This is a genomic window from Burkholderia sp. 572 (genome assembly GCF_040545135.1).
Classification (GTDB): Bacteria; Pseudomonadota; Gammaproteobacteria; order Burkholderiales; family Burkholderiaceae; genus Burkholderia; species Burkholderia cepacia.
Map to the genome: position 1 here is coordinate 36,708 of NZ_JBEPLH010000037.1, position 24,748 is coordinate 61,455.

At 64.0% G+C, this 24,748-nt stretch carries 18 protein-coding genes; 8 read left to right on the top strand and 10 right to left on the bottom strand.

All coding sequences use genetic code 11. From position 1 onward, the window contains the following. Positions 1-186 precede the first annotated feature (186 nt). Positions 187-1,110 carry a recombination-associated protein RdgC gene (locus ABIC51_RS38375; RefSeq protein ID WP_060060985.1) on the top strand — a complete coding sequence of 308 codons (924 nt, stop codon included), beginning with the start codon at positions 187-189 and terminating at the stop codon, positions 1,108-1,110. A gap of 105 nt (positions 1,111-1,215) precedes the next feature. Here ABIC51_RS38375 and ABIC51_RS38380 read toward each other — a convergent pair whose 3' ends face one another. From ABIC51_RS38380 to ABIC51_RS38425, 10 genes are all read right to left on the bottom strand, one after another. Beyond that, complete coding sequence (locus ABIC51_RS38380) at positions 1,216-2,886, bottom strand: ABC transporter ATP-binding protein (RefSeq protein ID WP_226161524.1); 1,671 nt, start codon at positions 2,884-2,886, stop codon at positions 1,216-1,218. Continuing rightward, positions 2,886-3,992 carry an ABC transporter permease gene (locus ABIC51_RS38385; protein WP_226161522.1) on the bottom strand — a complete coding sequence of 369 codons (1,107 nt, stop codon included), beginning with the start codon at positions 3,990-3,992 and terminating at the stop codon, positions 2,886-2,888. Before ABIC51_RS38385 ends, ABIC51_RS38380 begins: the two co-directional genes overlap by 1 nt. After that, positions 3,946-4,998 (bottom strand): microcin C ABC transporter permease YejB, encoded by a 1,053-nt coding sequence (locus tag ABIC51_RS38390; protein ID WP_027792453.1) that lies wholly within the window; start codon positions 4,996-4,998, stop codon positions 3,946-3,948. Before ABIC51_RS38390 ends, ABIC51_RS38385 begins: the two co-directional genes overlap by 47 nt. A gap of 19 nt (positions 4,999-5,017) precedes the next feature. Then, positions 5,018-6,904 (bottom strand): extracellular solute-binding protein, encoded by a 1,887-nt coding sequence (locus ABIC51_RS38395; protein WP_175854673.1) that lies wholly within the window; start codon positions 6,902-6,904, stop codon positions 5,018-5,020. 114 nt (positions 6,905-7,018) lie between these two features. Further along, the gene (locus ABIC51_RS38400; RefSeq protein WP_354007018.1) at positions 7,019-9,793 is read right to left on the bottom strand and encodes a TonB-dependent receptor; all 2,775 of its coding nucleotides are present in this window, start codon (positions 9,791-9,793) and stop codon (positions 7,019-7,021) included. A gap of 272 nt (positions 9,794-10,065) precedes the next feature. Then, on the bottom strand, positions 10,066-10,641 hold the full coding sequence (locus tag ABIC51_RS38405) for a helix-turn-helix domain-containing protein (protein WP_354007019.1): 576 nt from the start codon (positions 10,639-10,641) through the stop codon (positions 10,066-10,068). Positions 10,642-10,911: 270 nt separating this feature from the next. After that, positions 10,912-11,337 (bottom strand): ExbD/TolR family protein, encoded by a 426-nt coding sequence (locus ABIC51_RS38410; RefSeq protein ID WP_027792450.1) that lies wholly within the window; start codon positions 11,335-11,337, stop codon positions 10,912-10,914. A 9-nt stretch (positions 11,338-11,346) separates the two neighbouring features. Continuing rightward, entirely contained in the window at positions 11,347-11,769 is a 423-nt protein-coding gene (locus ABIC51_RS38415) for an ExbD/TolR family protein (protein ID WP_027792449.1), read from the bottom strand. Positions 11,770-11,787: 18 nt separating this feature from the next. Beyond that, complete coding sequence (locus ABIC51_RS38420) at positions 11,788-12,681, bottom strand: MotA/TolQ/ExbB proton channel family protein (protein WP_059696035.1); 894 nt, start codon at positions 12,679-12,681, stop codon at positions 11,788-11,790. 71 nt (positions 12,682-12,752) lie between these two features. Next, positions 12,753-13,457, bottom strand: coding sequence for an energy transducer TonB (locus tag ABIC51_RS38425; RefSeq protein WP_027792447.1), 705 nt, complete (start codon positions 13,455-13,457; stop codon positions 12,753-12,755). Between the two features lie 1,123 nt (positions 13,458-14,580). On the opposite strand from ABIC51_RS38425, the gene ABIC51_RS38430 reads away from it, so the two are divergent. The 7 genes from ABIC51_RS38430 (at position 14,581) to ABIC51_RS38460 (ending at position 24,582) form a co-directional block, all read left to right on the top strand. Then, entirely contained in the window at positions 14,581-17,385 is a 2,805-nt protein-coding gene (locus ABIC51_RS38430) for a TonB-dependent receptor domain-containing protein (RefSeq protein WP_175900490.1), read from the top strand. A 325-nt stretch (positions 17,386-17,710) separates the two neighbouring features. Beyond that, positions 17,711-18,223 carry a GlcG/HbpS family heme-binding protein gene (locus tag ABIC51_RS38435; RefSeq protein WP_060173236.1) on the top strand — a complete coding sequence of 171 codons (513 nt, stop codon included), beginning with the start codon at positions 17,711-17,713 and terminating at the stop codon, positions 18,221-18,223. A gap of 300 nt (positions 18,224-18,523) precedes the next feature. Continuing rightward, positions 18,524-19,294, top strand: a complete 771-nt coding sequence (locus ABIC51_RS38440; protein ID WP_226129064.1) for a sugar dehydrogenase complex small subunit — start codon at positions 18,524-18,526, stop codon at positions 19,292-19,294. A 5-nt stretch (positions 19,295-19,299) separates the two neighbouring features. Next, complete coding sequence (locus tag ABIC51_RS38445; RefSeq protein WP_175861794.1) at positions 19,300-20,952, top strand: GMC family oxidoreductase; 1,653 nt, start codon at positions 19,300-19,302, stop codon at positions 20,950-20,952. Between the two features lie 4 nt (positions 20,953-20,956). Continuing rightward, complete coding sequence (locus ABIC51_RS38450) at positions 20,957-22,462, top strand: cytochrome c (RefSeq protein WP_175854663.1); 1,506 nt, start codon at positions 20,957-20,959, stop codon at positions 22,460-22,462. Positions 22,463-22,997: 535 nt separating this feature from the next. After that, positions 22,998-23,564, top strand: coding sequence for a TetR/AcrR family transcriptional regulator (locus ABIC51_RS38455; protein ID WP_027792443.1), 567 nt, complete (start codon positions 22,998-23,000; stop codon positions 23,562-23,564). 49 nt (positions 23,565-23,613) lie between these two features. Next, positions 23,614-24,582 (top strand): quinone oxidoreductase family protein, encoded by a 969-nt coding sequence (locus tag ABIC51_RS38460; protein WP_175900484.1) that lies wholly within the window; start codon positions 23,614-23,616, stop codon positions 24,580-24,582. Positions 24,583-24,748 lie beyond the last annotated feature (166 nt).

Sequence of the window (24,748 nt, forward strand, 5' to 3'; positions counted from 1 at the left end):
GGCCGGCATTCGACGCTCGCGTCTGTCGGTGCGATCCTGTCCATGACGGGCATCGGGCGTTGGGCTTTCGCGCGAAGTAGACGTCCGGCGTCAACGGCAAATTCAGCCGATGTATCGACGTTTGACGCCCCGCCTGGCCGGCAAACGTCGCCGTCATATAGAATGATGCGCTTTGCCCGTACGCCCATGTGGTTCAAGAATCTTCAGCTTCATCGTCTTCCGGCCCCCTGGGCCGTTACTCCCGACCAGATGGAAGCCTGGCTGGCGCCCTATGCGTTTCAGCCGTGCAACAGCATCGAGATGCAGCGCTTCGGATGGGCGTCGCCGCGTGACGACGGCGCGCTTGTGTATTCGAACAACCGGCAGATGCTGCTGGTGTTTCGTTCGGAAAAGAAGCTGCTCCCGGCGTCGGTCATCAATCAGGTGACCAAGGCCCGGGCGCTCGAGGTCGAGGAGCAACAGGGCTTCAAGGTCGGACGAAAGCAGCTGCGCGAACTCAAGGAGCAGATCACCGACGAACTGCTGCCGCGCGCGTTCAGCATTCGCCGCGATACTCGCGTGTGGATCGATACTGTGAACGGCTGGCTCGTCATCGATGCGGCTTCACAGGCGCTCGCCGACGAGATTCGAGGCCTGCTCGTCAAATCGATCGACCAGTTGCCGCTCGCCGGCGTTCAAGTGGCGCATTCGCCGGTTGCCGCGATGACGGACTGGCTGCTGTCCGGCGAGGCGCCGGGCGGATTCACCGTGGACCAGGACGCCGAGTTGCGTTCGAGCGGCGAAGGCGGCGCCACGGTGCGATACGTCGGCCACGCGCTGGAAGCGAGCGACATGCGCCGGCACATCGAGGCCGGCAAGCAATGCATGCGCCTCGCGATGACCTGGAACGACCGGATCTCGTTCGTGCTGACGCCGTCGCTGACGATCAAGCGCGTGACGCCGCTCGACGTGATCAAGGAGGCGGCGGATCCCACCGCGCAGAACGACGATGAGCGCTTCGATTCGGACGTCACGCTGATGACGGGTGAATTGGCGCGGATGCTCGCCGATCTCGTCGAAAGCCTCGGGGGTGAACAGCAGCACGACTCGATTCAAAAGGCAGCAGCCTGAACGCCGTCGGTTGTCGCGGATCCTGGCTGCTTTGCGGCAATCGCTCCGCCACGCATTCGTCAGCTGATTCGCCTGTCGGCCCCATGCGCGCGTCCGGCTGATGGCTCAGGGGATGAGCCGGGCCGAACGGTCCGTCGATCCGGCACACGCTTGCACGATCTGCGCCCCGGCAGCGTCGTCGAGCATCGACGACGCCAGCAGCGCGCGCGTGTAGGGGTGTGACGGCGAATTGAGCACCTGCAGCGTGTCACCTTCTTCGACGATGCGCCCCGCCTGCATCACGATCACGCGGTGCGCCATCGCGCGCATCACGGCCAGATCGTGCGTGATGAACAGGTAGCTGAGCCGATACCGGGCCTGCAGGCTCGTCAGCAACGCCAGCACCTGCTTCTGGATCGATACGTCGAGGGCGCTGGTCGGCTCGTCGAGCACGAGCAGCTCGGGCTCCACCGCCAGCGCCCGCGCAATTGCGATCCGCTGCCGCTGCCCGCCGGAGAACTCGTGCGGATAACGCAGCATCGTGTCGGCCGGCAGCCCGACTTCCTCCAGCAACGCCGCGACGCGCGCGCGGCGCGCGGCCCCCGCCAGTTCCGGCCGATGCAGCGCGAGCCCTTCGCCGACGATCTGCTCGATCGTCATGCGCGGCGCCAGCGAACCGAACGGATCCTGAAACACCACCTGCAGCCGCCCGTATAGCGCGCGGCGCTCCGCTTTCGCGCGCAGCGCCGCAAGCGGCAGCCCGTCGATCTCGATCTCGCCCGACGCAGGCCGCTGCAAGCCGAGCACCGCCGACGCGAGCGTCGATTTCCCCGAACCCGACTCGCCGACGATCCCGACCGTCTCGCCACGACGCAAGCTCAGCTGCGCGTCGTGCACCGCACGGAATGCGGTCTGCCCGAATACCGCGCGCCAGCCTTTCGCGGTGGTCCGGTAGTCGACCGCGAGCGCACGCACGTCAAGGATCGTTCGCGCGTCGGCCGCGACCGGCTCGATCGCGCGGCGCGGCGCACTGTCGAGCAGCCGGCGCGTATAGGGATGCCGCGGCGCGTCGAACAGCGCCCCGGTTTCGTTTGCCTCGACGAGCACGCCGTGCTCCATCACCGCCACGCGCTGCGCGAAGCGCCGCACGAGGTTCAGGTCGTGCGTGATCAGCAGCACGGCCATTCCGCGCGCGGCGGCCTCCTGCTCCTGCAGGTCGAGCAACAGGTCGACGATTTGCTGGCGCACGGTCACGTCGAGCGCGGTGGTCGGCTCGTCCGCGAGCAGCAGCCGCGGCCGGCATGCAAGTGCCATCGCGATCATCGCGCGCTGCCGCTGCCCGCCCGACAACTGGTGCGGAAAGCTGTCGATGCGGCGCTCCGGCTCCGGAATCCCGGTGCGGCGCAGCAGCTCAATACCACGCATCCGCGCCGCACCCGACCTCAACCCTTCGTGCAGCCGCAGGCTCTCGGCGATCTGCCGGCCGATCGTATACAGCGGATTGAGCGCCGTCATCGGCTCCTGGAACACCATCGCGATGTCCGCGCCGCGGATGCCGCGCATCTGCCGCTCGCTCTTCGTCAGCAGATCCTCACCGTCGAACAGCACGCGCCCCGACAAGCTTGCCTGCCGCACCAACCGCATGATCGACAGCGCGGTCACGCTCTTGCCCGAGCCCGATTCACCGACGAGCGCGACCCGCTCACCGCGTTCGACCGACAGGCTCAGCTCGCGCACGACCGTCCGGTCGCCGAATCGGGCGGAGAAGCCATCCATTTCCAGCAACGGGTTCGTCATCACCGGCCTCCGCCAAATGCCGAGCCACGCGTGCGTGCATCGAGCGCGTTGCGCAGCGCGTCGCCAATGAAGGTCAGCAGCAGCAGCGTGACGACCAGCGCCGCGAAAGCCGATACCGAAATCCACCACGCGTCGAGATTGTTCTTGCCTTGCTTGAGCAGCTCGCCGAGGCTCGGTGTCGGCGGCGGCACGCCGAGCCCCAGGAAGTCGAGGCTCGTCAGCGACAGGATCGCCGCGCTCATCCGGAACGGCAGGAACGTGATCACCGGCGTCAGGCTGTTCGGCAGCACGTGCCTCCAGATGATCTGTGCGTTCGACAGCCCCATCGTGCGTGCCGCTTTCACGTAGTCGAGCGCGCGGTTGCGCAGGAATTCGGCGCGGACGTAGTCGGACAGCACGAGCCAGCCGAACATCGATAGCAGCACGAACAGCAGCCACAGCGACGGCGTGAAGATCGACGCGAAGATGATCAGCAGGTACAGGTCGGGCAGCGCGCTCCAGATCTCGATCAGGCGCTGGCCGATCAGGTCGGTGCGCCCGCCGTAGAACCCCTGCACCGCCCCCGCGAGCACGCCGATCAGCATGCCCGACGCGGTCAGCGCGAACGCCATCAGCACCGACAGCCGGAACCCGTACAGCAGCCGCGCGAGCACGTCGCGCCCGAACTGGTCGGTGCCGAGCCAGTTGCTGGCCGACGGCGGCGCCGGATACGGCCGCGACGCGAAATAGTCGATCGTGTCGTAACGGTATCGGTTCGGCGGGAAGATCGCGAAGTTGCCGCGCGCGTCGAGGTTCGCGCGAATGGCAGGGTCGAGATAGTTCGTCTTCGCGGGAAAATCGCCGCCAAAGCGCGTTTCCGGATAGTCCGTCACGATCGGGAACGCGTAGTGCCCGCCATATCGCAGCACGAGCGGACGGTCGTTCGACAGCACGTCGGCGAACAGGCTGATCGCGAACAGCGCGACGAAAATCACGAAACTCCAGTAGCCGAGCGGCTGCGTGCGAAAACGCAACCATGTGCGCCGCCACGGCGACGGCGATTGGCCGGCGCGGTCGCGCTCAGCGGTCCAGGCTGTTGAACTGGATACGGGGGTCGACGAGGACATAGCAGATATCCGCGATGAGTTTGGTCAGAAGACCGATGAGCGTGAACAGGAACAGCGAGCCGAGCACGACCGGATAGTCGCGGCGGATCACCGAGTCGTAAGACAGTTGCCCCATGCCGTCGAGCGAGAACAGTGTCTCGATCAGCAGGTTGCCGTTCAGGAAGGCGCCGACGAACGCGGCCGGCAGCCCGGTCAGCAGCGGGATCGCCGCATTGCGCAGCACGTGCTTCCACAGCACGTCGCGCTCGGGCACGCCTTTCGCGCGGGCGGTCAGCACGTACTGCCGGCCGATTTCATCGAGGAACGTGTTCTTGGTCAGGATCGTGACGATCGCGAAGTTGCCGACGACCGACGCCGTCACCGGCATCACGATGTGCCACAGATAGTCGAGCGCCTTTCCGATCAGCGTCAGGTCGTCGAAGTTGTCGGACGTGAGCCCGCGCATCGGGAACACCTGCCAGAACGTGCCGCCGCCGAACAGCATCAGCAGCAGCACGCCGAGCACGAAGCCCGGCACCGCGTAGCCGGCCAGCACCAGCACGCTCGTCACGGTGTCGAACCGCGACCCGTTGCGCACCGCCTTCGCGATGCCGAGCGGCACCGACACCAGGTACGTGAGAATCACCGTCCACATCCCGAGCGTGATCGACACCGGCAGCTTCGAGCGGATCACGTCCCACACGCGCGCATGGACGAAGTACGAGTCGCCGAGGTCGAATCGCGCGTATGCCTTCAGCATCATCCAGTAGCGCTCGAGCGGCGGCTTGTCGAAGCCGAACTGCCTGCGGATCTGCTCGACCTGCTGCGGATCGACGCCCTGGCTGCCGTGGTAGCCCCCGCCTCCGCCGCCCGCCTCGCCGCCGTGCGCGCTGCCGTGGCGCAACTGCGTGAGGACCTGCTCGACCGGGCCGCCCGGCACGAACTGCGTGACCGCGAACGTGATCGTCACGACGCCGATCAGCGTCGGGACCATCAGCAGCAGCCGCCGGAATATGTAGCCAATCATCGTGGTGCTCTCCGTTCCGTCATGTACCGGAAACCCGCGCGGCGCCCGCCGGTTTCTTCCGGTACCAGTAGCTGATGATCCAGTCCTCGTACTGGTAGGAATCCGGAACGATGGCCGGATGTCCGTAGCTCGCCTTGTACGCGATCCGTGCGTTCGGCAGGTAGTAATGCGGCACGAGGATGTACAGGTTGATCAGCACGCGGTCGAGCGCGTGCGTGGCCGTCTCGAGATCGTCGAGCGTGTCGGCCGCGAGCGCCGCGCGGATCAGTGCGTCGACCGCCTTCGACTTCACGCCCGGATAGTTCTCGGAGCCGACCTGGGACGCCGCCGCGCTGCCGAAACGGCGTGCGAGCTCCGCCCCCGGGATCGTGACGGGCGAATAGATGAAGGTCGTCATGTCGTACTGGAAGTTGTCCAGGCGCCGCTGGTAAAGCGCGCTGTCGAGCTCGTGCAGCGACGCGCGGATGCCGAGCGTGCCGAGCGCCTGGATGTACGGCAGGATCAACCGGTCCATGCCCGGCTGGTCGTCGATGATCTCGATCGTCATCGGCGTGCCGTTCGCGTCGCGCAGCGCACCGTCCCGAAAATGCCAGCCGGCCTGCGCGAGCAGGTCGCGCGCCTGCTTCAGGTTCGCGCGCAACGAGCCAGGCGGCAGCGTCGACGGCGGCCGGATCATCGGGCCGAACACCTCGGCCGGCAGTTCGGCGCGATACGGCGCGAGCAGCGCCAGCTCGCGCTCGCTCGGCATGCCCTTCGCGCCGAACGGGCTCGCCGCCCAGAAGCTGTCCGTGCGGCGGTACTGCCCGTAGAACATCATCCGGTTCATCCAGTCGTAGTCGAATGCGAGCGTCAATGCATGACGCACGCGTACGTCGGCGAACTGCGGTTTACGCAGGTTGATCAGAAAGCCCTGCATCTGTGCGGGGCCGTCCGGGAATTCCCCCTGCTTCAGCATCCCGTTGCGGAAATTGCGGCCGACGTAACGGCGTGCCCATTGCGTCGCGCTGTATTCCATGCGCGCATCGATGTCGCCGGCCTTGAATGCCTCCAGCATCGTGTACTGGTCGAGATACAGCTTGAACGACACGCGCGCGAAGCGGTACATGCCGCGTCGCGACGGCAGGTTCGCGGCCCAGTAACGCGGGTTGCGCACATAGACGATCTGCTTGTCGTTCTTGCGCTGTTCGATCAGGTAAGGGCCGCTCGCGATCGGCGGCACTGTCGCGATCTGGTCGAACGGCGGCCGCGTGCCGTCGGCCCGCATGCCCCACTTCGGCGAGAACACCGGCAGGTCGCCCGCGATCAGCGCGGCGTCGCGCTCCGCATGCTTGAACTCGAAGCGCACCGTGTGGCCGTCGACGACCACTGCGCGCCGGATCACCGAAAACTGCGCGTTGAAGAGCGGCGACGCCTGCGGGCCCGACAGCGTGTCGAACGAGTATTTGACGTCGTCCGCCGTGATCGGGTCACCGTTGGAGAAACGTGCGGCCGGATCGATGTGGAACGTGGCCGAGAGTCCGTCGGGCGCGACCTGAACGTCGTCGGCGATCAATGCATACTCGGATGCGAGCTCATCCCAGCTGCGCTGCATCAGCGTGTCGAACATCAGGTTCTTGATGTCCGGTGCGGGCGAGCCGCGCACGAGGAACGGGTTCAGCGAATCGTAGCTCTGCGCTTCGTTGTAGTTCTGAAAGGCCAGCGTGCCGTCGTCCGGCGCGTCGGGGTCCGCATACGCGAAATGCGTGAATCCCGCCGGATACTTCGGCGCGCCGAACTGCGCGATCGCCGGCGCAGCCACCGCGCTCGCGATCGCGACGCCGTACGCGAGCGCGGCTGCGCACACGGCGATCGCGCCCCGGGCCGCGATCGCCTGCGCGCGCCGCGCATGCAACATCGATACTGTCATCATCGGTCTTCGTGTGATCGCACCGGCGCGCGGCCGGTGCCATGTCGATTCGAAATGCGGAAACGCATGCGGTCGGCGACCGCAACGGCCGACCGCATGCGCGGGCACGCGCCGTCAGAACCGGTAGGTCGCACCGGCCTGCGCAAAGCGGCCGACGTACGTGTACAGCGACGTGTCGTAGCCGGTCTGGTAGGCCGCGTTCATGTACACGGGATCGAACGGCGGCTTGCGGTTGAAGATGTTGTTGATGCCCGCATACAGCGTCCAGTGCTTGAACCCGGTATAGCTGACGGTCATGTTGAACTGGCTGTACGACGCGACGCTGTCCTGCATGTTCGGGTAGTTCCCGGCCGGCAGGATCGCCTGGCTGTACGGGCCCACGTAGATCCACGTCAGCGTCGTGTTCCACTTCCGGTAGTTCCAGTTCAGGTCCGTATTGCCCTTCCAGCGCGGGAAGCTGCCGCCGAACGGCTGGTTCACCGAACCGTTGTTGCCCGCGAAGTCGGTATCGACGCCGCCCACCGGCATCTTGAAGTGCCACACGTACGCCCAGTCGCCCGACAGCGTGAACGTGCCGATCGCCGTCTTCACCGACTGGCGGAACGTCGTCTCGAAGCCGTCCGTGTCGAGATGCGAGAGGTTCTTGTACGGCATCACCACGTACGCGATCGAACCGTTCGGGTTGCGTATCACGCGAGACGGATCGTTCGCGTCGACCACGCTCTGCACGTCGTCGGTACCGATCACGTTGTCGACGTGGATCTTGTACCAGTCGAAGCCGATGTCGGTCGTGCGCGTCGGCGACAGCTGGAAGCCGATGTTGTAGTTCTTCGTGCGCTCGGGCTGCAGGTTCTGGTTGCCCGCCTGGATTTCTTCCGTCAGGTTGTACGAGCCGGGCGCGTTCCGATCGTGCGCGTCGATCACGCCTTGCGTGGAGAAGGTACGTGACGCCGTATTCTCGATCAGCGTCGGTGCACGGAAGCCGCGCGTGTACGACGCGTAGGTCGTGAACTCGCGCACCGGCTGGAAACGCAGCGCGAAGCGCGGCGAAAACGCCCCGCCGAAATCGCTGTAGTGATCGTAGCGGCCCGACTGGCTGAAGGTGAGGTTTTTCAGGATCGGTACGTCGAGCTGGTAGTAGACCGCCGCGACATTGCGCTGGCCGTTGACCGACTGCATCGCCGGCCGGATGAGCGTGCCGTCCGCCCAGCCCGAGCCAGTGCCGATGTACTGGGTTTCATGCAGGAATTGCGTACCCAGGCCGAGTCCGACGTTGCCGGTGGGCAGCGTGAACAGGTTCGGCGTCGCAATCGTCGCATCGACCGAGTCGAGTTTCGTGATCGCCTGCGTGCTGGTGCTGCCATAGGCGCCATCGAGGCCATGCGGCGTCGCGGCCGGATTCGCGAAGTCGAACCCGCCGTTCTGAACGATGTTCTCCAGCGCGGACGCCCGCATCCGGTTCGAGAAGTCGTTCGACACCTCGCTCTGCGAGTGCGAGTACGCCACCGACCAATCCCAGTCGCCCACCTTGGGTGTGGAGAAGGTACCCTTGACGCCCGTCGCCGCCCGCCAGAAATTCGCGCTCGTGCGAACGGACTGCGTGTCTCCGAACGTGTAGCGAAGCTGCGTCGGCGTGCCGAACGGATTGTACGGATTGCTGCCCGGCACGACATTCGGCACCAGCTTGACGCCCCCCGTCGCGGGATCGTACGTCTGCGTATTCGAACGCAGGCGCTCGACGCCGGTGTTCGTGACCGTCGTATTGTTGCTTTCCCACAGGTCGGCGAATGCCTGCATCGCGTCGTTGATCTTGAAGTCGGCATGCACCTTCGCGCTCAAGCGTTCGGTCCACGGCGAGATCGACGATGCGTACGCGGTGTTGTTGCCGCACACGCTGCCGCTTTCGCCGAATGCCTGCGCGGTCGAGCCGGCCGGAATCGCCTTGCCGCCGCGCGGGCATGGCGACAGCGGCACGTCGGTGCCATTGCGCCGCCAGTACGACAGCGATTCGTTGTTCAGGCCGCCGGGGAAATTCGAGAAATTCTGGTTCTGCGACATGTCGCGATCGGACGCCAGAATCCCGTTGGACTTGTAGTAGCTGAGCGCCGCGGTCACGTTGAAGCGATCCGAATTCAGGTCGCCGATGCCGCCCAGGATGCTGAACTGGGTCGTGCCCGCGCCGCCGCCGCCCTGCGTCGCGCCGCCGTAGCTGCCGCCAAGCTCGAGCCCCTGGAAGTTCTTCTTGGTGATGATGTTCACGACGCCCGCGATGGCATCCGAGCCGTACTGCGACACAGCGCCGGTCTTGACGATCTCGATGCGGTCGATGATGTTGATCGGCAGCGTGTTCAGGTCGAAGAACTGGTCGGTGCCGTTCACGGCGAACGCGTAGGGTGCCACGCGCTGCCCGTCCACCAGCACCAGCGTGTACTTTTCGCTGAGGCCGCGCAATGCGATGCCCGCACCGCCCGGCGCGAAACTGCCCTGCGCGCCCGAGCCTTCGCCCCAGCTGCTTGACGAGTTCGCCGACACGCCGCGCAGGAAATCCGATACGGTCGTATAGCCGCTGTTCTCGATGTCCTTGGCCGTGACGGTCTGCACCTGGTTGAAGCCGACCTTGTCTGCACTGCGGATCAGCGAGCCCGTCACCTCGAAGCGCTTGATCTGCGCGACCTTGCCCTGCGCCGCCGCGCCACCGGCCTGCACGCCGGCTCCCGGGCCCGGCTCACCGGTCGGCACCGGCGCATCCTGCGCGACCGCCGTCGCAATCTCTGCCCCCCCGGGCGACGGCTGACTCTGCGCGAATGCCGGCGCCGCCAGCGTGGCCGTCAGCGCCATTTCCGCCCAGATCATCCTCTTGATAGCCAACGCCAAAACTTTCTGCTTCATCTTGGTCCACTCGTTCATCAATAAGAACCCACCGGTTTTGCCCGGGATCTTGTGAATCCCCGCCCGCTTCCGGGCCCTGCGCACCGGCCCCGTGATTTCCGACCTGCCACCTGCACTGCCTCGAGCCCGCCGGCAACGCGACCTGCGCCCCGTGTTGCCGGCTCCTTCGTTCGGCGCGGCCATCCCGACCGCACGCCTCACACGTTCCATCCAAAAACATTCAGTAATACTTATGTAATCACCCGGTGAAACGGATGCGTTTTCGTGTTCTCTCAGGCTCCGGCCGGCGCCCCGACCCAGACGATCACCGCTTCCTCGTTGGTGGCGTTGCTCCAGACCTGGGTCAGGGTCGACTCGTAGTGCGCGGCATCGCCCGCTTTCAGCACGACGGTGCGGTCGTCCAGCGTCAGCTCGAGCTCGCCGTTCATCACGTAGACGAATGCCTCGCCGGCGTAAGGTGCTGCTTCAGGCGTGGCCCGGCCGCGTGGAATCCGGAACAGCCTCGCATCCAGCTTCGTTCCGCTCGCCAGATGCGAAAGCTGTGCGAACGCACTGGCGAGCGACTCGACGCCGCAGTGCTGCAGCGATTCGCACTGGCACGCCGTCGGCGTGTCGGGCGACGCGCCGACGAAATGGTCGATCGTCACGCCCAGCGCCTTCGCGATGCCGACGAGCGTCGCGATCGACGGCATCGCACGTCCGCGTTCGATCTGCGACAGGAACGGTTTGGAAATGCCGGCCGCAGCGGCGGTCACATCCAGCGTGAGCTTGAGCTGCCGGCGCAGCGTGCGAATCTTGTTTCCCATCGAGGTGGCGACAAGCATCGATTCATCGGAAGACGAAACCATAGTGAGACACGAACCCATAGTCGAAACTGTTTGATGAATACGCTCCCCCGGTCGACGCGATCGCAGTGCGCATTCAGCGCGACTGCGTACCGACGGAAACCGTGATCGCGCGGCGGACATTCGATGTTACGGCTTTCCCGGTTTTCACATCGCATCGCTACATTTGCACTACTGATCGATATGGATTCCCGGTGGTCATGTCGCATCGTCAGCTCCGTCAAGGGTTCGTCGGGCCTCGCAAGGTGCCGGTCTCCGGCCCTGCCGCCAGCTTCACGGCATGTACTGCTCGTTGCCGATGAGGCCGATCTTGGTCGCGCCGACACGCTGCGCGCTTGCCAGCACGCCGGCGACGGCCCGGTACGGCGCGAGCTTGTCCGGACGCAGGCGGATCTCCGCCTGCACGGGCTCCGCGGCGACGTGCGCGAGCTTCTGCTCGAGCGCCGCGCGATCCGGCACTCGCGCGCCGTTCCAGGTCGTTGCGCCATCGGCGGCGATGTCGATCTGCACGGCCTCCGGCGGCTTCGACGGCGGCGGCGGATTGCCGACCGGCAGGTCCATCCGGACCGAGTGCATCTGGATCGGGATCGTGATGATCAACATGATCAGCAGCACCAGCATCACGTCGATCAGCGGCGTGGTGTTGATGTCGACCATCACGTCCGGCTCGCCGCCGCCCGAAGATACGTTCATGCCCATCGTCGACTCCTACCCGCCGCGCGCCGGCGGCTCGGTGATGAAAGAAACCTTGGCGATGCCCGACCGTTCGCACGCGGTGATCACGCGCCCGATGAATTCGTAGCGCGTGTTCTCGTCGCCGCGTACGTGCACGTCGGGCTGCGGTGACATCTGCGAGATGCCCTTCAGCTTCGCGAGCAGCGTCGGGCCGTCCACGTGCGTTTCGCCCCAGAAGAATTGCCCGTCGCGATTCACCGCGATTTCGACGCTTTTCGGCGTCGTCTCCAATGGCTGCACCGTTTCCTTCGGCAGCTCCAGCGGAATCGTGTGAGTCACGACCGGGATCGTGATCAGGAAAATGATCAGCAACACCAGCATCACGTCGACGAGCGGCGTCGTGTTGATGTTGGCGATCACGTCGTCGTTGTCGTCCTGCCCGACGTTCATGGCCATCGTGCACTCCCGCCTGCGTCAGTGCACGAGCGACGCGGCCGGCGTACCGGCGGCCCGCACCGTACGCTTGCCGCCCGCGAGCAGTACCGTATGCAGCTGTGCGCCGAAGTTGCGCACCCGCTCCATCAGCGACTTGTTGCGACGGACCAGGAAGTTGTAGCCGAGCACGGCCGGCACCGCGACAGCGAGCCCGATCGCCGTCATGATCAGCGCCTCGCCGACCGGGCCCGCGACCTTGTCGATCGACGCCTGCCCGGCGATGCCGATGGCCGTCAGCGCGTGATAGATGCCCCACACGGTGCCGAACAGGCCGACGAACGGCGCGGTCGATCCGACTGTCGCGAGGAACGCGAGACCATCCTGCAGCCGGTTCGACACGTTGGTAATCGCGCGCTCGACCGAGACGTCGATCCACGTATTGCGGTCGACCGCCTCGAGCAACGCCGCGTCGTGATGCTCGCCGGCCTCGATCGCGGTCTCGGCGATGAAACGGAACGGCGACGCCTCGTCGAGCAGGCTCGCGCCGGCCGATAGCGACGGCGCGGACCAGAGCTGCTCGTCCGCGAGCTTCGCACGCCGGTTCGCGCGGAATTGCTCGAGGAACTTCGCGATCATGATGTACCAGCTGCCCATCGACATGATCACGAGCAGAATCAGCACGAATCGTGCGACGAAATCGCCGTTCTTCCACAGCGCGCCGAGCCCGTACGGATTCTCGACGGCCTGCGTCGCCGCCGGTGCAGGCGGCGGCAATGGCTCGTCCGCAGCCGCCTGCGGCGCGGACGCCGTCGCGGCCACGGCCACCGGCGCGCTCGCCTCGGCAAACGCCGGCTGCGGCGCAACCAGCGCCTCGAGCGCGACGGAGGATATCAACATGCAGGCCGCGAGTGCGGCCAGTGAACGCTTTGCCATACCTACTCCACTTATTTCGTTTAACTGATCGATTGAAATTCCCGTCCTGCCGCCCCAGGGCCCCGCACGGGTCAGTTCAGGTTGAACGAGAACGGAACCTGGACGCGCACCGGCTGTCCCTGCGCCATGCACTTGAATCGCTTGACCGTGTTGTAGGCAGCGCGATCCAGGACTGGATCGGCCGACTGCAACACCCGTACGTTGGTGACGTTGCCGTCCGCATCGACGACGAATTCGATCGTGACATCGCCCGTGATGTTGTTTTCCTGCGCTTCCTTCGGATACTGCATCGATGCACGCATCTGGTCGGAATTCGGGCAGACCACGCCGACTTCATGGCTGACCGGCTTCGCCGCCGGCGCCGGCGGCGTGACGACGGGTGCCTGCACGGCCGGCGCGGACGGCACGGGAGCGGCCTGATGCGTGATCGCTGCCTGCGGAGGCGCCTGCACCGGTACCTCCGCCGGCGGCACGAACGGCGGCGGCGGCAACGTCGCCTTCGGCGGCGGCAGCTTGACCACCGGCAAAGGCGGCGGAGGCGGCGGCGGCTTCACCGGTTCGATGATGCGGGTTTCGATCGGATGCTGGATAACCTGCACGACCTTGGTCGCGAGGCCGTTGAGGAGCGCGTAGACCAGCAACACATGCAGCAGCAGAACGGCCGCGATACCGCCGAAGCGGCGCACCGGGTTCCGCTGTTTCCCGCCGAACTGCCGCTGGCGTCCGGGCCTCGCCGGTCCGCCTCCGGACGCGAGCACGCCATCCTCGATCTTGATACCCACCTTCAGTCCCCCAACGCGAATGTCGCCGATGCACGATGCCCCACGGCCCGGATAGCGGCAGTGTCTGATTCGAAACCCGGAAAACCCGATTTACTTATTTTCGAAAATACGATTCCTGCCCGTCGATCGCTCGATACGGGGAAAATACCTGCTCATCGAAATTGATTAGATTCCGGAGAATGAAACGGATGCCCGTCCGCTCGAGCAGAGACCGACGGAGTGCTACCCAGACGCAATCATGCGAATGGAAGGCAAAGATATTCGATAAGGAATTAATCCATCAAAAGACGCCACCCGTTGATTACAGAAGATATCAAGAAAAAATTTTGACCGTCAAACTTTTTTTGATGGAAAGACAAAAGTTTGATCACATCAAACTTTTAGAATTGACGACGACGAATGCGCGAGTTTAATTGCATCAAACATTCCCCATTTCAGTGCGCACGATAATCCGAACAAGTTTAACCACATCAAACTTCCACATGAATTTGTTCGTCGGAAGCGGTGCTTCCCGAAGCAGGAGTCGACTCGAACGGGATCGGCATCCAGCGCCGCGCATCATCGCCGAACTGCCGGGGCACACATCATCCGCAGCCGCAAATACCGCGCACGTCGTACATTCCGGCGGATTGCAGGCCATTGATCGAGGCAAGCTCGGCCAATACGAGCGTGGTCGCGCCGGTTCCATGCACGACGATCGACCGTTGCGGCACGCAGCGCCGACGGAGTGAACCCGCGGCGAACGAACAGCCGCAACCTCGCACACCGCCTTAATCCGGATGTCTTTCCCCGTTTTCAAAAAACAAATCCAATTCCGGCGTGATTTCAATTTACCCCACCCTATCCATATCAATACAAGCATCGATCATTTGCCCGACCAAAAATCGATCGATAAAGTCTCTCGCCACGCGCGCCGACCATTAATCTCGAATTCGGCACCCGATGGAAAAATTGGGCCACCCGTCATATTTCGGATTACATCCGTGATTCCGGGTGCTCGATCCGAATACAGGAATTGCGCGAACGACAGGGGGTTGCGAGTCGACATGCCATCGCAAACGGCATGGATACCCGACAACTGCTAACCATTGAACTTGCTCGTCAACACAACTTGAAGATGCAAAACACGTCGCTCCATATCAAGAGCGTGGGCGCAATCGCGCTCTGCCTGTCCGGCCTCGCGACACCCTGGATGCCCGTCGCGGCACAGGAAGCCGCGTCGGGAGCCGCCGCCGCCGCGCCGCCGAATGCGGCCAGCCCCTCCGCGCCGGCCCGTGGCGAGGCTGCCACGCAAAAACCGGCCACCGCATCGCTGAAGGCGTTTGTCGTGACGGGATCGCGCATTCCGCGCTCCGAGAAGGAAGGGGCGACGCCCGTCACCGTCATTACCGGTCAGGAGCTCGAATCGAAAGGGTACCGAAACGTCTTCGACGCGCTCCAGTCGCAAACCCAGAATACCGGCTTCACGCAAGGCGCCGACTACGGCAACACGTTCACGCCGGCCGCGAATGCGCTCAGCCTGCGCGGCCTCGGCCCGAACCACACGCTCGTGCTCGTCGACGGCCGGCGCGTGGCGGACTACCCGATCGCGTACGACGGCAACGTCAACTTCGTGAACCTGGCCAACATTCCGTCGGCGATGATCGACCGCATCGAAATCCTGAACGGCGCGGCCTCCGCCGTGTACGGCTCGGACGCGATTGCAGGCGTCGTCAACATCATCATGAAGAAGCACATCGACGGCATCGAGGTCAACGTCAAGGGCGGCCGCACCTGGGACGGCGGCGGCGGCAACGGGCGGCTGCAGGTGTCGGGCGGCAAGGAATTCGGCGCGCTGAGCACGGTGTTCGGTCTCGAGATCAGCAAGACCAACCCGATCTGGTCGGGGCAGCGCGACTTCATGGCGTCGTCGACGCTCGAAGGTGAACCGCCGACCAAGACCTGGGCGCGCCAGAACCTCGACACGGGCCGCTACGTCGGCGCCGCCGGCGCGTGCGGCCCGCTCGCCGGCATCGGCGCATTCGGCGGCACCTCGACCGTCGGCACCCGCAATGGCGCGTACTGCGGCAGCGGCGGCGCGCAGCCGTCGTACTGGACGACACAAACGAACAATGTCAGCGAGAACCTGTACGGCGGCGTCGAATACCGGCTGAGCGATCTCGTCACGCTGTTCGGCTCCGTGTCGACCGCCTGGAACCAGACCGAGAACAACACGCGCGGCCCGAGCTGGACGTCGGCCGCGGCGACGACCGGCTATTTCTTCAACCAGGAAACCGGCGCGAACGAGGCGTGGACCAAGCGCATCTCGCCCCAGGAGATCGGCGGCGCATCGGTATGGAACAAGCACTGGAACGACGTCGCGGGCAACCTGATCACCGGCCTGCGCGGCAAAGTGCCCGACAGCAGCTGGAACTACGAGTTCACGTACAGCGCGTCCGGCTATCAGAGCCGCGCGACCGTGCCGCGCCTGCTGTCGAACGTCGACAGCTATTACCTCGGCCCGCAGCTCGGTACCGCCGCCGACGGTGCGCCGATCTACGCGCCCAGCGCCGCACGCTTCGCGACCCCGCTCACACCGAACCAGTTCGCGTCGATGTACGGTGAATCGACCAGCAGGAACAACACGTGGACGCAGACCTTCAGCCTCGCCGCCAACGGCAACCTGTTCTCGCTGCCGGCCGGCCCCGTGCGCGCCGCCGGCGTGATCGAATACGGCACGCAAGGCTTCAGCAATTCGATCGACCCTGCCCTGAACCAGGGCGTCTACTACAACGCCGCCGGCGCGACCGGTGCGAGCGGCAACCGCAAGCGCTACGCAGCCGCGGTCGAGCTGCGCGTCCCGATCCTGAGCCAGCTGACCGCGAACGTCGCAACGCGCTATGACGACTACTCGTTCGCAGGCACCCGCAACAACAAGCTGACCTACGACCTGGGGCTCGAATACCGGCCGCTGCGCGAGCTGTTGCTGCGCGGCAATTACGGCACGAGCTTTCGCGCGCCGGACATGAATTACATCTTCATGAGCCAGTCGAAGGGCTATTTCGAATCGACCACCGACTACTTCCGCTGCAACCAGTCGGGGAAATCGCTCGCCTCATGCGAATACGCGAACGTGTCGCCGGGCTCGAACTTCATTCAGAAGGGCAATGCGAACCTGAAGCCGGAAAACGGGAAATCATGGGGCGCCGGCTTCGTGCTCGCGCCCACGCCGGACATCGACCTGTCGGCCGACTACTACAACATTCGCATCGACAATCTGGTGACGACCATCGATCCGGACAACCTGCTGAGAACCGAGGCCGCGTGCCGAGCGGGGCAACTGAGCGCCAGCTCGCCCAACTGCGTGGACGCGCTGAGCCGCGTGATCCGCAACCCGCTGACGGCCGTGCTCGACCCCGGCGCGATCAACACGATCCTCGTGAACCCGATCAACGCCGCGATGGAAAAGACGACGGGCTTCGACCTCGGCGGCAAATGGCGTTTTCGCCTCGGCCGCGCCGGCACCTTCCTGCTGAGCGCCAACTTCACCAAGGTCCTGAGCCACAAATACCAGCAGTACACGAACGGCCCGGTACAGGATCTCCTGCATTCGCTCGCCAACCCGACCGGCAACCCCGAATGGCCGGACAAGCTCATGCTGAGCCTGACCTGGTCGATCCCGAAGTGGACGTCGACGGTGCAGCTCGAGCGCTACGGCAAGGTACCGAACGCCGCCCAGACCGCGTATCTGACGCCGACCACACTCGCGAACCTGAGCATCTCGCACCAGTTCTCGCGGGATACGTCACTGACCTTCGTGATGAACAACGTGTTCAATACGATCAAGCACGACGATTCCTCCGGCTGGCCGTACTACACCGTGGGCTACTACATGCCGTACGGCCGCACGCTGTGGCTCGAGTTCAGCCATCACTTCAGTTGATCCGGACGACACATGCCCGCCGCGGTATCGCTGGCCGGACCGGCCAGCGTTCTGCTACCCGCATGTGCGCGCAACGCCCCTGCCGGCGATGATCGATCTCGGGGCGGACCTGCCCGCGCAGGTTCGTCTGCTGGCCGCCGGAAACCTCGTGGCGACACGCACCGCCCCGCTTCACTGCACGCTAACCCAGGATGCAATATATTTTCCCCGCGATCGCGACATGCCCCGGCAATCGAGCCGGGAAATGCATCGTCGCGGAATCGCATCGTGTTCTTTCTCATTCACCGGCACCTGAAGTAATCAGGGGCATCCGTATCGGCACTCCATGTTTTCGAATAAATTCCCGATTCTCATCGCAGCCAGCGCAATATTCGCGGCCCATGCATCAGCACAAACCACCGCGTCCGCGCCCGTCCCCGAACAACTGCCATACGACATCCCTTACGGCCCGCCCATCACGCTGACGCAGGCGCGTACCGCCATGGCCGCCGCCGAAACGGAGGCGCGACGCCGAAACTGGAAATACGCGATTGCCGTGGTCGACAGCGGCGGGAACCTGGTTTCGTGCGACAAAATGGACGGGACGCAACTCGCATCGGTTGAAATCGCGGAGGCCAAGGCGCGCGCGTCGGCTCGATTCCGCAGACAGACCCGGGATCTGCAAAACGCCATCAACAACGGCGCGACCGCCAATCTCAGCATCCCGGGGATTCTCGCGGGCGAAGGCGGCATCCCGATCGTGATCGACGGGCACCTGATCGGCGCGATCGGGGCCAGCGGTGGCGCGGGTGTGCAGGATAGTGTCATCGCGGCAGCCGGTGCCGCGGCAATCAAGTAAGTCGCACTCCCTCGCGCCTGTCGCAAAACCGTATCGTCGACGACGCTCGCGCTGCCGTCGCACTGCTCACTTCGGCAATAAAGCAGCCGAATCCCGACGTTTTAATTACTTCAAGCTTTCGATTTTGTTCTAAATCGGTCGCAGCGGGCCGATACCGTGTTGAAAATACGCGATTCGACCGATATCGATACACTCCGCCGTTGCGATGAAATTTGAACGAGACACTGGACGCACGAATGGAACCGGTTCCATAATCTCGTGCCCGAATGCTGTCTCGCGTGAACAGATAAAAATCTCCGCATGCGGCGCCTGCAATTCCTCGTCCAGCCGGCAATGGTCGTTTGCCGATGCGCTCGGACAGGTAACGCAGCGCCGCGGGGGACGTATTCGGGTCGTTTCGGCCCGGAGCGGCTCCCGACGCGGAATATTCGGAAGAAAGAAAACATGCGAGCAACGACTCGCGAAAAAGACGAAAACGACATGGCCCCACACAAAAATGAATCGCGCATTTATGCGCGCGCCGGCATGACCCGTAGAGCGGTGCTGAAAATGATGGCCGCGGCGCTGACGCAAGTCGGATTGCTCACCGCCGCACCCGGACATGCATTCGCGCAGCAGCCGTCGCTCGACACCCGGACCTTTCTCGCGCTGTCGAAAGCGCTCACCGGCCACGCGAATCTCGACCCGACGACGGCTGCTCGCCTCGTCGACGCATTCCGTCGCACGGACCCAGGCTTTGCCACGCGTGCAGCCGCGCTGGCGCAACGCGTCCGCGCCGGCCAGACACCCGCGCAACTGCTGGCCGATGCCGACGGCGCAGGCCTGCACGACACGGCGCTCGCGATCGTCGCCGCGTGGTACACGGGCACCGTCGGCCACGGCCAGAAGGCCGTGATGGTCGCCTATGCCGATGCGCTGATGTACGACACCGTCCACGACGGCATGAGCGCACCGACCTATTGTTCGAACGGCCCGCTATGGTGGACCGCCGAACCGCCACCGGCCGATGTCGCGCCGCCCCGCAAAACGGTTGCGTCAGCAACTACCCAGCACCCGCAAACGCACGCCTGAACCTCATGAGAACTCCTGTATTTGAATCGAACGGCGACGTATCGGCCGATGTCGTGATCGTGGGGTCCGGCGTGGTTGGCGGCCTGATCGCCGACCAGTTGGTCAGCCAGGGGCATTCGGTGCTGGTCATCGAATCCGGCCTGCGCATCGAGCGTGGTCAGGCGGTCGAGAACTGGCGCAACATGCCCTTCGACAATCGCGTGGGCTCCGACTTCCAGGGCCTCTACCCGCAGGCGCCGAATGCGCCCGCCCCGCTGTATTTTCCGAAGAACAACTACGTCGGACTGAGCGGACGGGATGGCCAGAGTTTCCAGCAGGGCTATCTGCGCACCGTCGGCGGCACGACGTGGCACTGGGCCGCGTCGAGCTGGCGGCACCTGCCGGTCGATTTCCGGATGAAGTCGACCTATGGCGTCGGCCGCGACTGGCCGATCTCCTATGACGACCTCGAGCCGTACTATTGCCGCGCGGAAGAGGAAATGGGCGTCGCCGGGCCGAGCGATCCGGCGATGCAGTCGCCGTCGCAACGCAGCCGCCCGTATCCGATGGACATGGTGCCGTGGGGCCATGGCGACCGGCGCTTCGCCGAAATCGTCAATGCGCATGGCTACCGGTCGATCCCGATTCCGCAGGCGCGCAGCACGCGGCCTTGGCACGGCCGTCCGGTCTGCTGCGGCAACAACAATTGCCAGCCGATCTGCCCGATCGGCGCGATGTACAGCGGTATCCACCACATCGAGCGCGCGGAGCGCAAGGGTGCGAAAGTGCTCGCCGAATCGGTCGTCTACAAGATCGACACCGATGCGAACAATCGCGTGACGGCCGTGCACTGGTACGACGCGTCGCACAAGTCGCACAAGGCCAGCGGCAAGATGTTCGTGCTCGCGTGCAACGGCATCGAGACGCCGCGCCTGCTGCTGCTGGCCGCGAACGAACGCAATCCGCACGGCATCGCGAACGGCTCGGACCAGGTCGGGCGCAACATGATGGATCACTCGGGCTTCCACTGCACGTTCCTCGCGAACGAGCCGATGTGGCTCGGCCGTGGCCCCGCGCAGAGCAGCTGTATCGTCGGCCCGCGCGACGGCGATTTCCGCGGGCAGTATTCGGCGAACAAGATGATCCTGAACAACATCTCGCGCGTCGGGCCGGCCACGCAGCAGGCGCTGAAGCTCGGCCTGGTCGGCAAGGCGCTCGACGAGGAAATCCGGCGCCGCGCGATCTATGGCGTCGACCTGTCGATCAGCCTCGAACCGCTGCCGGACCCGAACAACCGCCTGACGCTCAGCAAGACACGCTTCGATCCGCTCGGCCTCGCATGCCCCGACATTCACTACGACGTCGGCGACTATGTGCGGCATGGCTACGACGCGGCATGCAAGCAGCTCACGCATATCGGCAGCCTGTTCGACGCGGTCGAGTTCAACATCACGAAGACGCTGAACGCGAACAATCACATCATGGGCGGCACGATCATGGGCTCCGATCCGAAGAATTCGGTCGTCGACGGCGACTGCCGCACGCACGATCACGCGAACCTGTGGTTGCCGGGCGGCGGCGCGATGCCGTCGGCGTCCGTCGTCAATACGACGCTGTCGATGGCGGCCCTCGGCCTGAAGGCCGCGGATTCGATTTCCGCGAGCCTCGCGAAGGGTTGATTCGATGACACATACGATCCAACGACAACTTCGCACGCTGCGCGGCGCCGGCTACCGCGCGGCCATCGCACTCGCGCTGTTCGGCAGCGTCGGCAGCACGCCCGCGTTCGCGCAGGAAACAGCGACCGGCGCGGCGTCGACGTCGGCCGACGCCGCGCTGATCGAAAAAGGCCATCAACTCGCGATCGCGGCGGACTGCATGGCGTGCCATACGGCGCTCGACGGCGGCAAGCCGTTCGCGGGCGGGTACGGTATCGCGTCGCCGATGGGGCAGATCTATTCGAGCAACATCACGCCGTCGAAAACGGCCGGCATCGGCAACTACACCGAGGTGCAGTTCGCACGCGCGCTGCGCGGAGGCGTGCGCGCGGACGGCGCGCGCCTGTATCCGGCCATGCCGTATACGTCGTACAGCGGCCTCAGCGACAACGACGTGCACGCGCTCTACAGCTACTTCATGCACGCCGTGAAGCCGGTCGACGAGCCCGCACCCGCGACGAACCTGCCGTTCCCGTTCGGCATGCGCGTCGCGATGACGGGCTGGAACATGCTGTTCCTGTCGGACAAGCGTTTCGAAGCCGATCCGGCGCACGACGCACAGTGGAATCGCGGCGCGTACCTGACCAATGTGCTCGCGCACTGCAGTGCGTGCCATACGCCGCGCAATGCGCTGATGGCCGAAGACTTCAGCCGCAACCTGGGCGGTGCACAGCTCGGCGCGTGGTATGCGCCGAACATCACGTCGGATCCGGTAAGCGGCATCGGCGCATGGACCGACGACGAGCTGGTGTCGTACCTGAAGACCGGCCGCGCACCCGGCAAGAACCAGGCGGCCGGACCGATGGCGGAGGCCGTGCAGAACAGCCTGCAGTATCTGTCGGACGCGGACCTGAAATCGATCGTCACGTATCTGCGCAGCACGAAGCCGATCCGCGACGAGCACGAGTCCGTCCCGGCATTCGCGCACGGGCGCGCGGTCAGCAGCGAAGCGACGTTGCGCGGCACGACCGCGTTGAATGCGAACGGTACGCTGACGACGGGTGAAGCGCTGTTCAGCGGTTACTGCGCGAGCTGTCATCAGGCCAACGGCAAGGGCAGCCCGAGTCAGGCCTATCCGTCGCTGTCGAACAATACCGCCACGGGCTCGCGCAATCCGTCGAACCTGATTGCGGCGATCCTGTACGGTGTCGATCGCGAAGCGGGCGGCCAGCACGTGCTGATGCCGTCGTTCGGTGAGGATTCCTACGTCCAGCCGCTGAAGGACGATCAGGTCGCCGCGATCGCGAACTACGTGCTCGCGCAGTACGGCAACGCGAACGTGACCGTGACGCCCGACGACGTGGCCGTCGCGCGCAACGGCGGCCCGGTTCCGCTGCTCGTGCGGGCCCGGCCGCTGATGCTCGCGGCGCCGGTGGTTGTCGTGCTGCTCGGTGTCTTCGCATTCGTGCTCCGCCGACGACGGGCACGTCGTACGGTACGCTCGGCGATGACGTCCGGTGAGGTCGGATGATTGAGGATGTCAGGCATGCCGTTGGCGGACTGGCGGTCTTCTGACTTTCGGAAGAGACGTTGGTCGTTCAGCCAACGGATATGAATGCAGGCGAGGCGCTCGCGCGAAGTACGGCGCTCGCGTTCTCGCCGCCATCCGATACATGCAGGCAGTATCTGCACCGGTCCCCTTCATCGGTTATGAGTCTGGCGGTTCGGCGGTCTGTCCGGTTCGCACTGAGCCTGCACGAGATCGAAGAATTTGTACAAGGATGGACTAGATCAAACAGACGGCGCCAGATCGGCTGACTCAGTTCGGCGAATAGTTGCCATTCACGCAACACAGAAAGACGCCATTCCGATGGCCAGTTTACTTCGGAACCTGCCGGATGCGGGATGGAGGGACGTCGGCCAAAGCCAGCATTCGGTGATGTGGGACTGTGGAGCAGATGCACCTCCCATTGCCGACATTCGCGAACCTGCGTAGTTGAATCCATGGCCAGCCCGGAACATCACCTTATTTTGACTGTTTGTTCCAGTATCGATAGAATGGCCTCATGGCTAGAAACAAAGAGTTCGATATTGACCAGGTCCTAGACGCCGCAATCGACGTCTTTCGCTCGCATGGCTATGCAGGCACCTCGGCCGGCATGCTGGTCGAAGCAATGCGGATCGGTCGACAAAGCTTGTACGACACATTTGGCGACAAGTGGGGGCTCTATTGCGCAGCAGTAAAGCGATACGGTGACACCGAACGTCAGGCGCACCTTGACGCGCTGAATCAAGGTCACAAGGCCATCGACGGTTTGCGCGCGATGATGAATCGCGTCGTGCATGAGGCCCGTCGGCCCTGTTTGGGTGTGGGTTCAATCAGCGAGTTCGGAGACTCGGAGCCGGAACTGACGAAATTGCGCGAAGGGATCGGTAAATTCTTGCTCAAGGCGCTGACAAAAAGGGTGCAGGAGGCCCAGGCACAAGGTGACGTTTCACGGGAAGTTGACGCCGAACAGGCTGCAAGCTTTCTGGTTGCAAATATTGCTGCTATTCGGTTGTCGGCACGCGGAGGTGCCAGCGATCCGGAATTGGCATCCCTAGGCCGGTTGGCGATGCGAGTCTTGATGTGAAAATTTTTTGCCTTTTAATGGAACAATCATTCCAGTATTGGAGGGTGTGATGAGAGCAGTGGTGATGAACGGCGTTGGCGATGTAGACATGCTTGAGTATGTCGAGCGAAATGATCCGGTTCCTGGTCCGGATGAAGTGCTGGTCGGCATCGCTGTGGCTGGCGTGAATTTCATGGATATTGGAGTTCGCCAAGGAATGGCCTGGACCAACATGCCCAATCCTAAAATAATTGGCGTGGAGGGTGCGGGACGTGTGCTGGCACTGGGTGAGGGCGTGTCCGATCTTGAGGTCGGTCAGCGTGTGGCTTGGGCATATGCGCCAGGCAGCTATGCGGAAAAGGTCGTGCTGCCGGCGGCTGCGCTAGCGCTGGTGCCGGACGACATTGACGACCGTGTCGCGGCGTCGCTCATGATGAATGGCTTCACTGCCAGTCATTTCGCCACCGACTTCTATCCGATCCAGCAGGGCGATATCGCACTGGTGCATGCCGCCGCCGGGGGCGTAGGTTCGTTGTTGGCTCAAATCATCAAGTTGCGTGGCGGTACAGTCATTGGCCGTGTTTCGTCGGAATCTAAGGCTGCGTTAGCTAAAGCAGCCGGTGTGGATCATGTAATTGTGGATCGCGAGGGCAATTTCGTTGATGCCGTGATGGACATTACGGGAGGAGACGGCGTGCATGTGGTGTACGACGGCTCGGGACCGACGACATTCCAGGCGTCGCTTGATGTGTTGCGTTATTCAGGTACCTTTTGCTGGTACGGACCGGTTCTAGGAGCAGATGCGACGATAGAGCTGTTCCGGCTACCCAGGAGCATCAAGATCGGTTATGCCTCTTTCGCGAACCATATTCAGACCCCGGAGTTGCTGCGCTCGCATGCAGCGCAGCTGTTCAGTTGGGTGCGTGAAGGGGTTCTCAAGGTACACAATGGCGGCGTATACGCGTTGGCAGATGCGGCAAAAGCTCAAGCCGATATGTGGAGCCGTAAGACTTCTGGCAAGTTGCTGCTTATTCCATGATTTGACCGGCAGGAGACACCGAGCAGCGAGCATACTGACCGGGGTCTGAGTTTGCTGTTTCGTTATGCAAAGGAGGTATCCGGAATTCCGTGTGTGAGGCGGGGTTGAGATTCAGACTCCAATGTTGAATCGTTCCGGGTAAAGCAGTGCGAACTGCGTCATGGCG

Excerpts from the sequence above, each read along its gene's own strand:
- ABIC51_RS38415 (WP_027792449.1), bottom strand. The coding sequence starts at position 11,769 with ATGGCCATGAACGTCGGGCAGGACGACAACGACGACGTGATCGCCAAC.
- ABIC51_RS38455 (WP_027792443.1), top strand. The coding sequence starts at position 22,998 with ATGGCTAGAAACAAAGAGTTCGATATTGACCAGGTCCTAGACGCCGCA.
- ABIC51_RS38375 (WP_060060985.1), top strand. The coding sequence starts at position 187 with ATGTGGTTCAAGAATCTTCAGCTTCATCGTCTTCCGGCCCCCTGGGCC.
- ABIC51_RS38430 (WP_175900490.1), top strand. The coding sequence starts at position 14,581 with ATGCAAAACACGTCGCTCCATATCAAGAGCGTGGGCGCAATCGCGCTC.
- ABIC51_RS38420 (WP_059696035.1), bottom strand. The coding sequence starts at position 12,681 with ATGGCAAAGCGTTCACTGGCCGCACTCGCGGCCTGCATGTTGATATCC.
- ABIC51_RS38410 (WP_027792450.1), bottom strand. The coding sequence starts at position 11,337 with ATGGGCATGAACGTATCTTCGGGCGGCGGCGAGCCGGACGTGATGGTC.
- ABIC51_RS38385 (WP_226161522.1), bottom strand. The coding sequence starts at position 3,992 with ATGTCCTCGTCGACCCCCGTATCCAGTTCAACAGCCTGGACCGCTGAG.
- ABIC51_RS38400 (WP_354007018.1), bottom strand. The coding sequence starts at position 9,793 with ATGAAGCAGAAAGTTTTGGCGTTGGCTATCAAGAGGATGATCTGGGCG.
- ABIC51_RS38380 (WP_226161524.1), bottom strand. The coding sequence starts at position 2,886 with ATGACGAACCCGTTGCTGGAAATGGATGGCTTCTCCGCCCGATTCGGC.
- ABIC51_RS38450 (WP_175854663.1), top strand. The coding sequence starts at position 20,957 with ATGACACATACGATCCAACGACAACTTCGCACGCTGCGCGGCGCCGGC.
- ABIC51_RS38435 (WP_060173236.1), top strand. The coding sequence starts at position 17,711 with ATGTTTTCGAATAAATTCCCGATTCTCATCGCAGCCAGCGCAATATTC.
- ABIC51_RS38390 (WP_027792453.1), bottom strand. The coding sequence starts at position 4,998 with ATGATTGGCTACATATTCCGGCGGCTGCTGCTGATGGTCCCGACGCTG.
- ABIC51_RS38395 (WP_175854673.1), bottom strand. The coding sequence starts at position 6,904 with ATGACAGTATCGATGTTGCATGCGCGGCGCGCGCAGGCGATCGCGGCC.
- ABIC51_RS38460 (WP_175900484.1), top strand. The coding sequence starts at position 23,614 with ATGAGAGCAGTGGTGATGAACGGCGTTGGCGATGTAGACATGCTTGAG.
- ABIC51_RS38445 (WP_175861794.1), top strand. The coding sequence starts at position 19,300 with ATGAGAACTCCTGTATTTGAATCGAACGGCGACGTATCGGCCGATGTC.
- ABIC51_RS38440 (WP_226129064.1), top strand. The coding sequence starts at position 18,524 with ATGCGGCGCCTGCAATTCCTCGTCCAGCCGGCAATGGTCGTTTGCCGA.
- ABIC51_RS38405 (WP_354007019.1), bottom strand. The coding sequence starts at position 10,641 with ATGGTTTCGTCTTCCGATGAATCGATGCTTGTCGCCACCTCGATGGGA.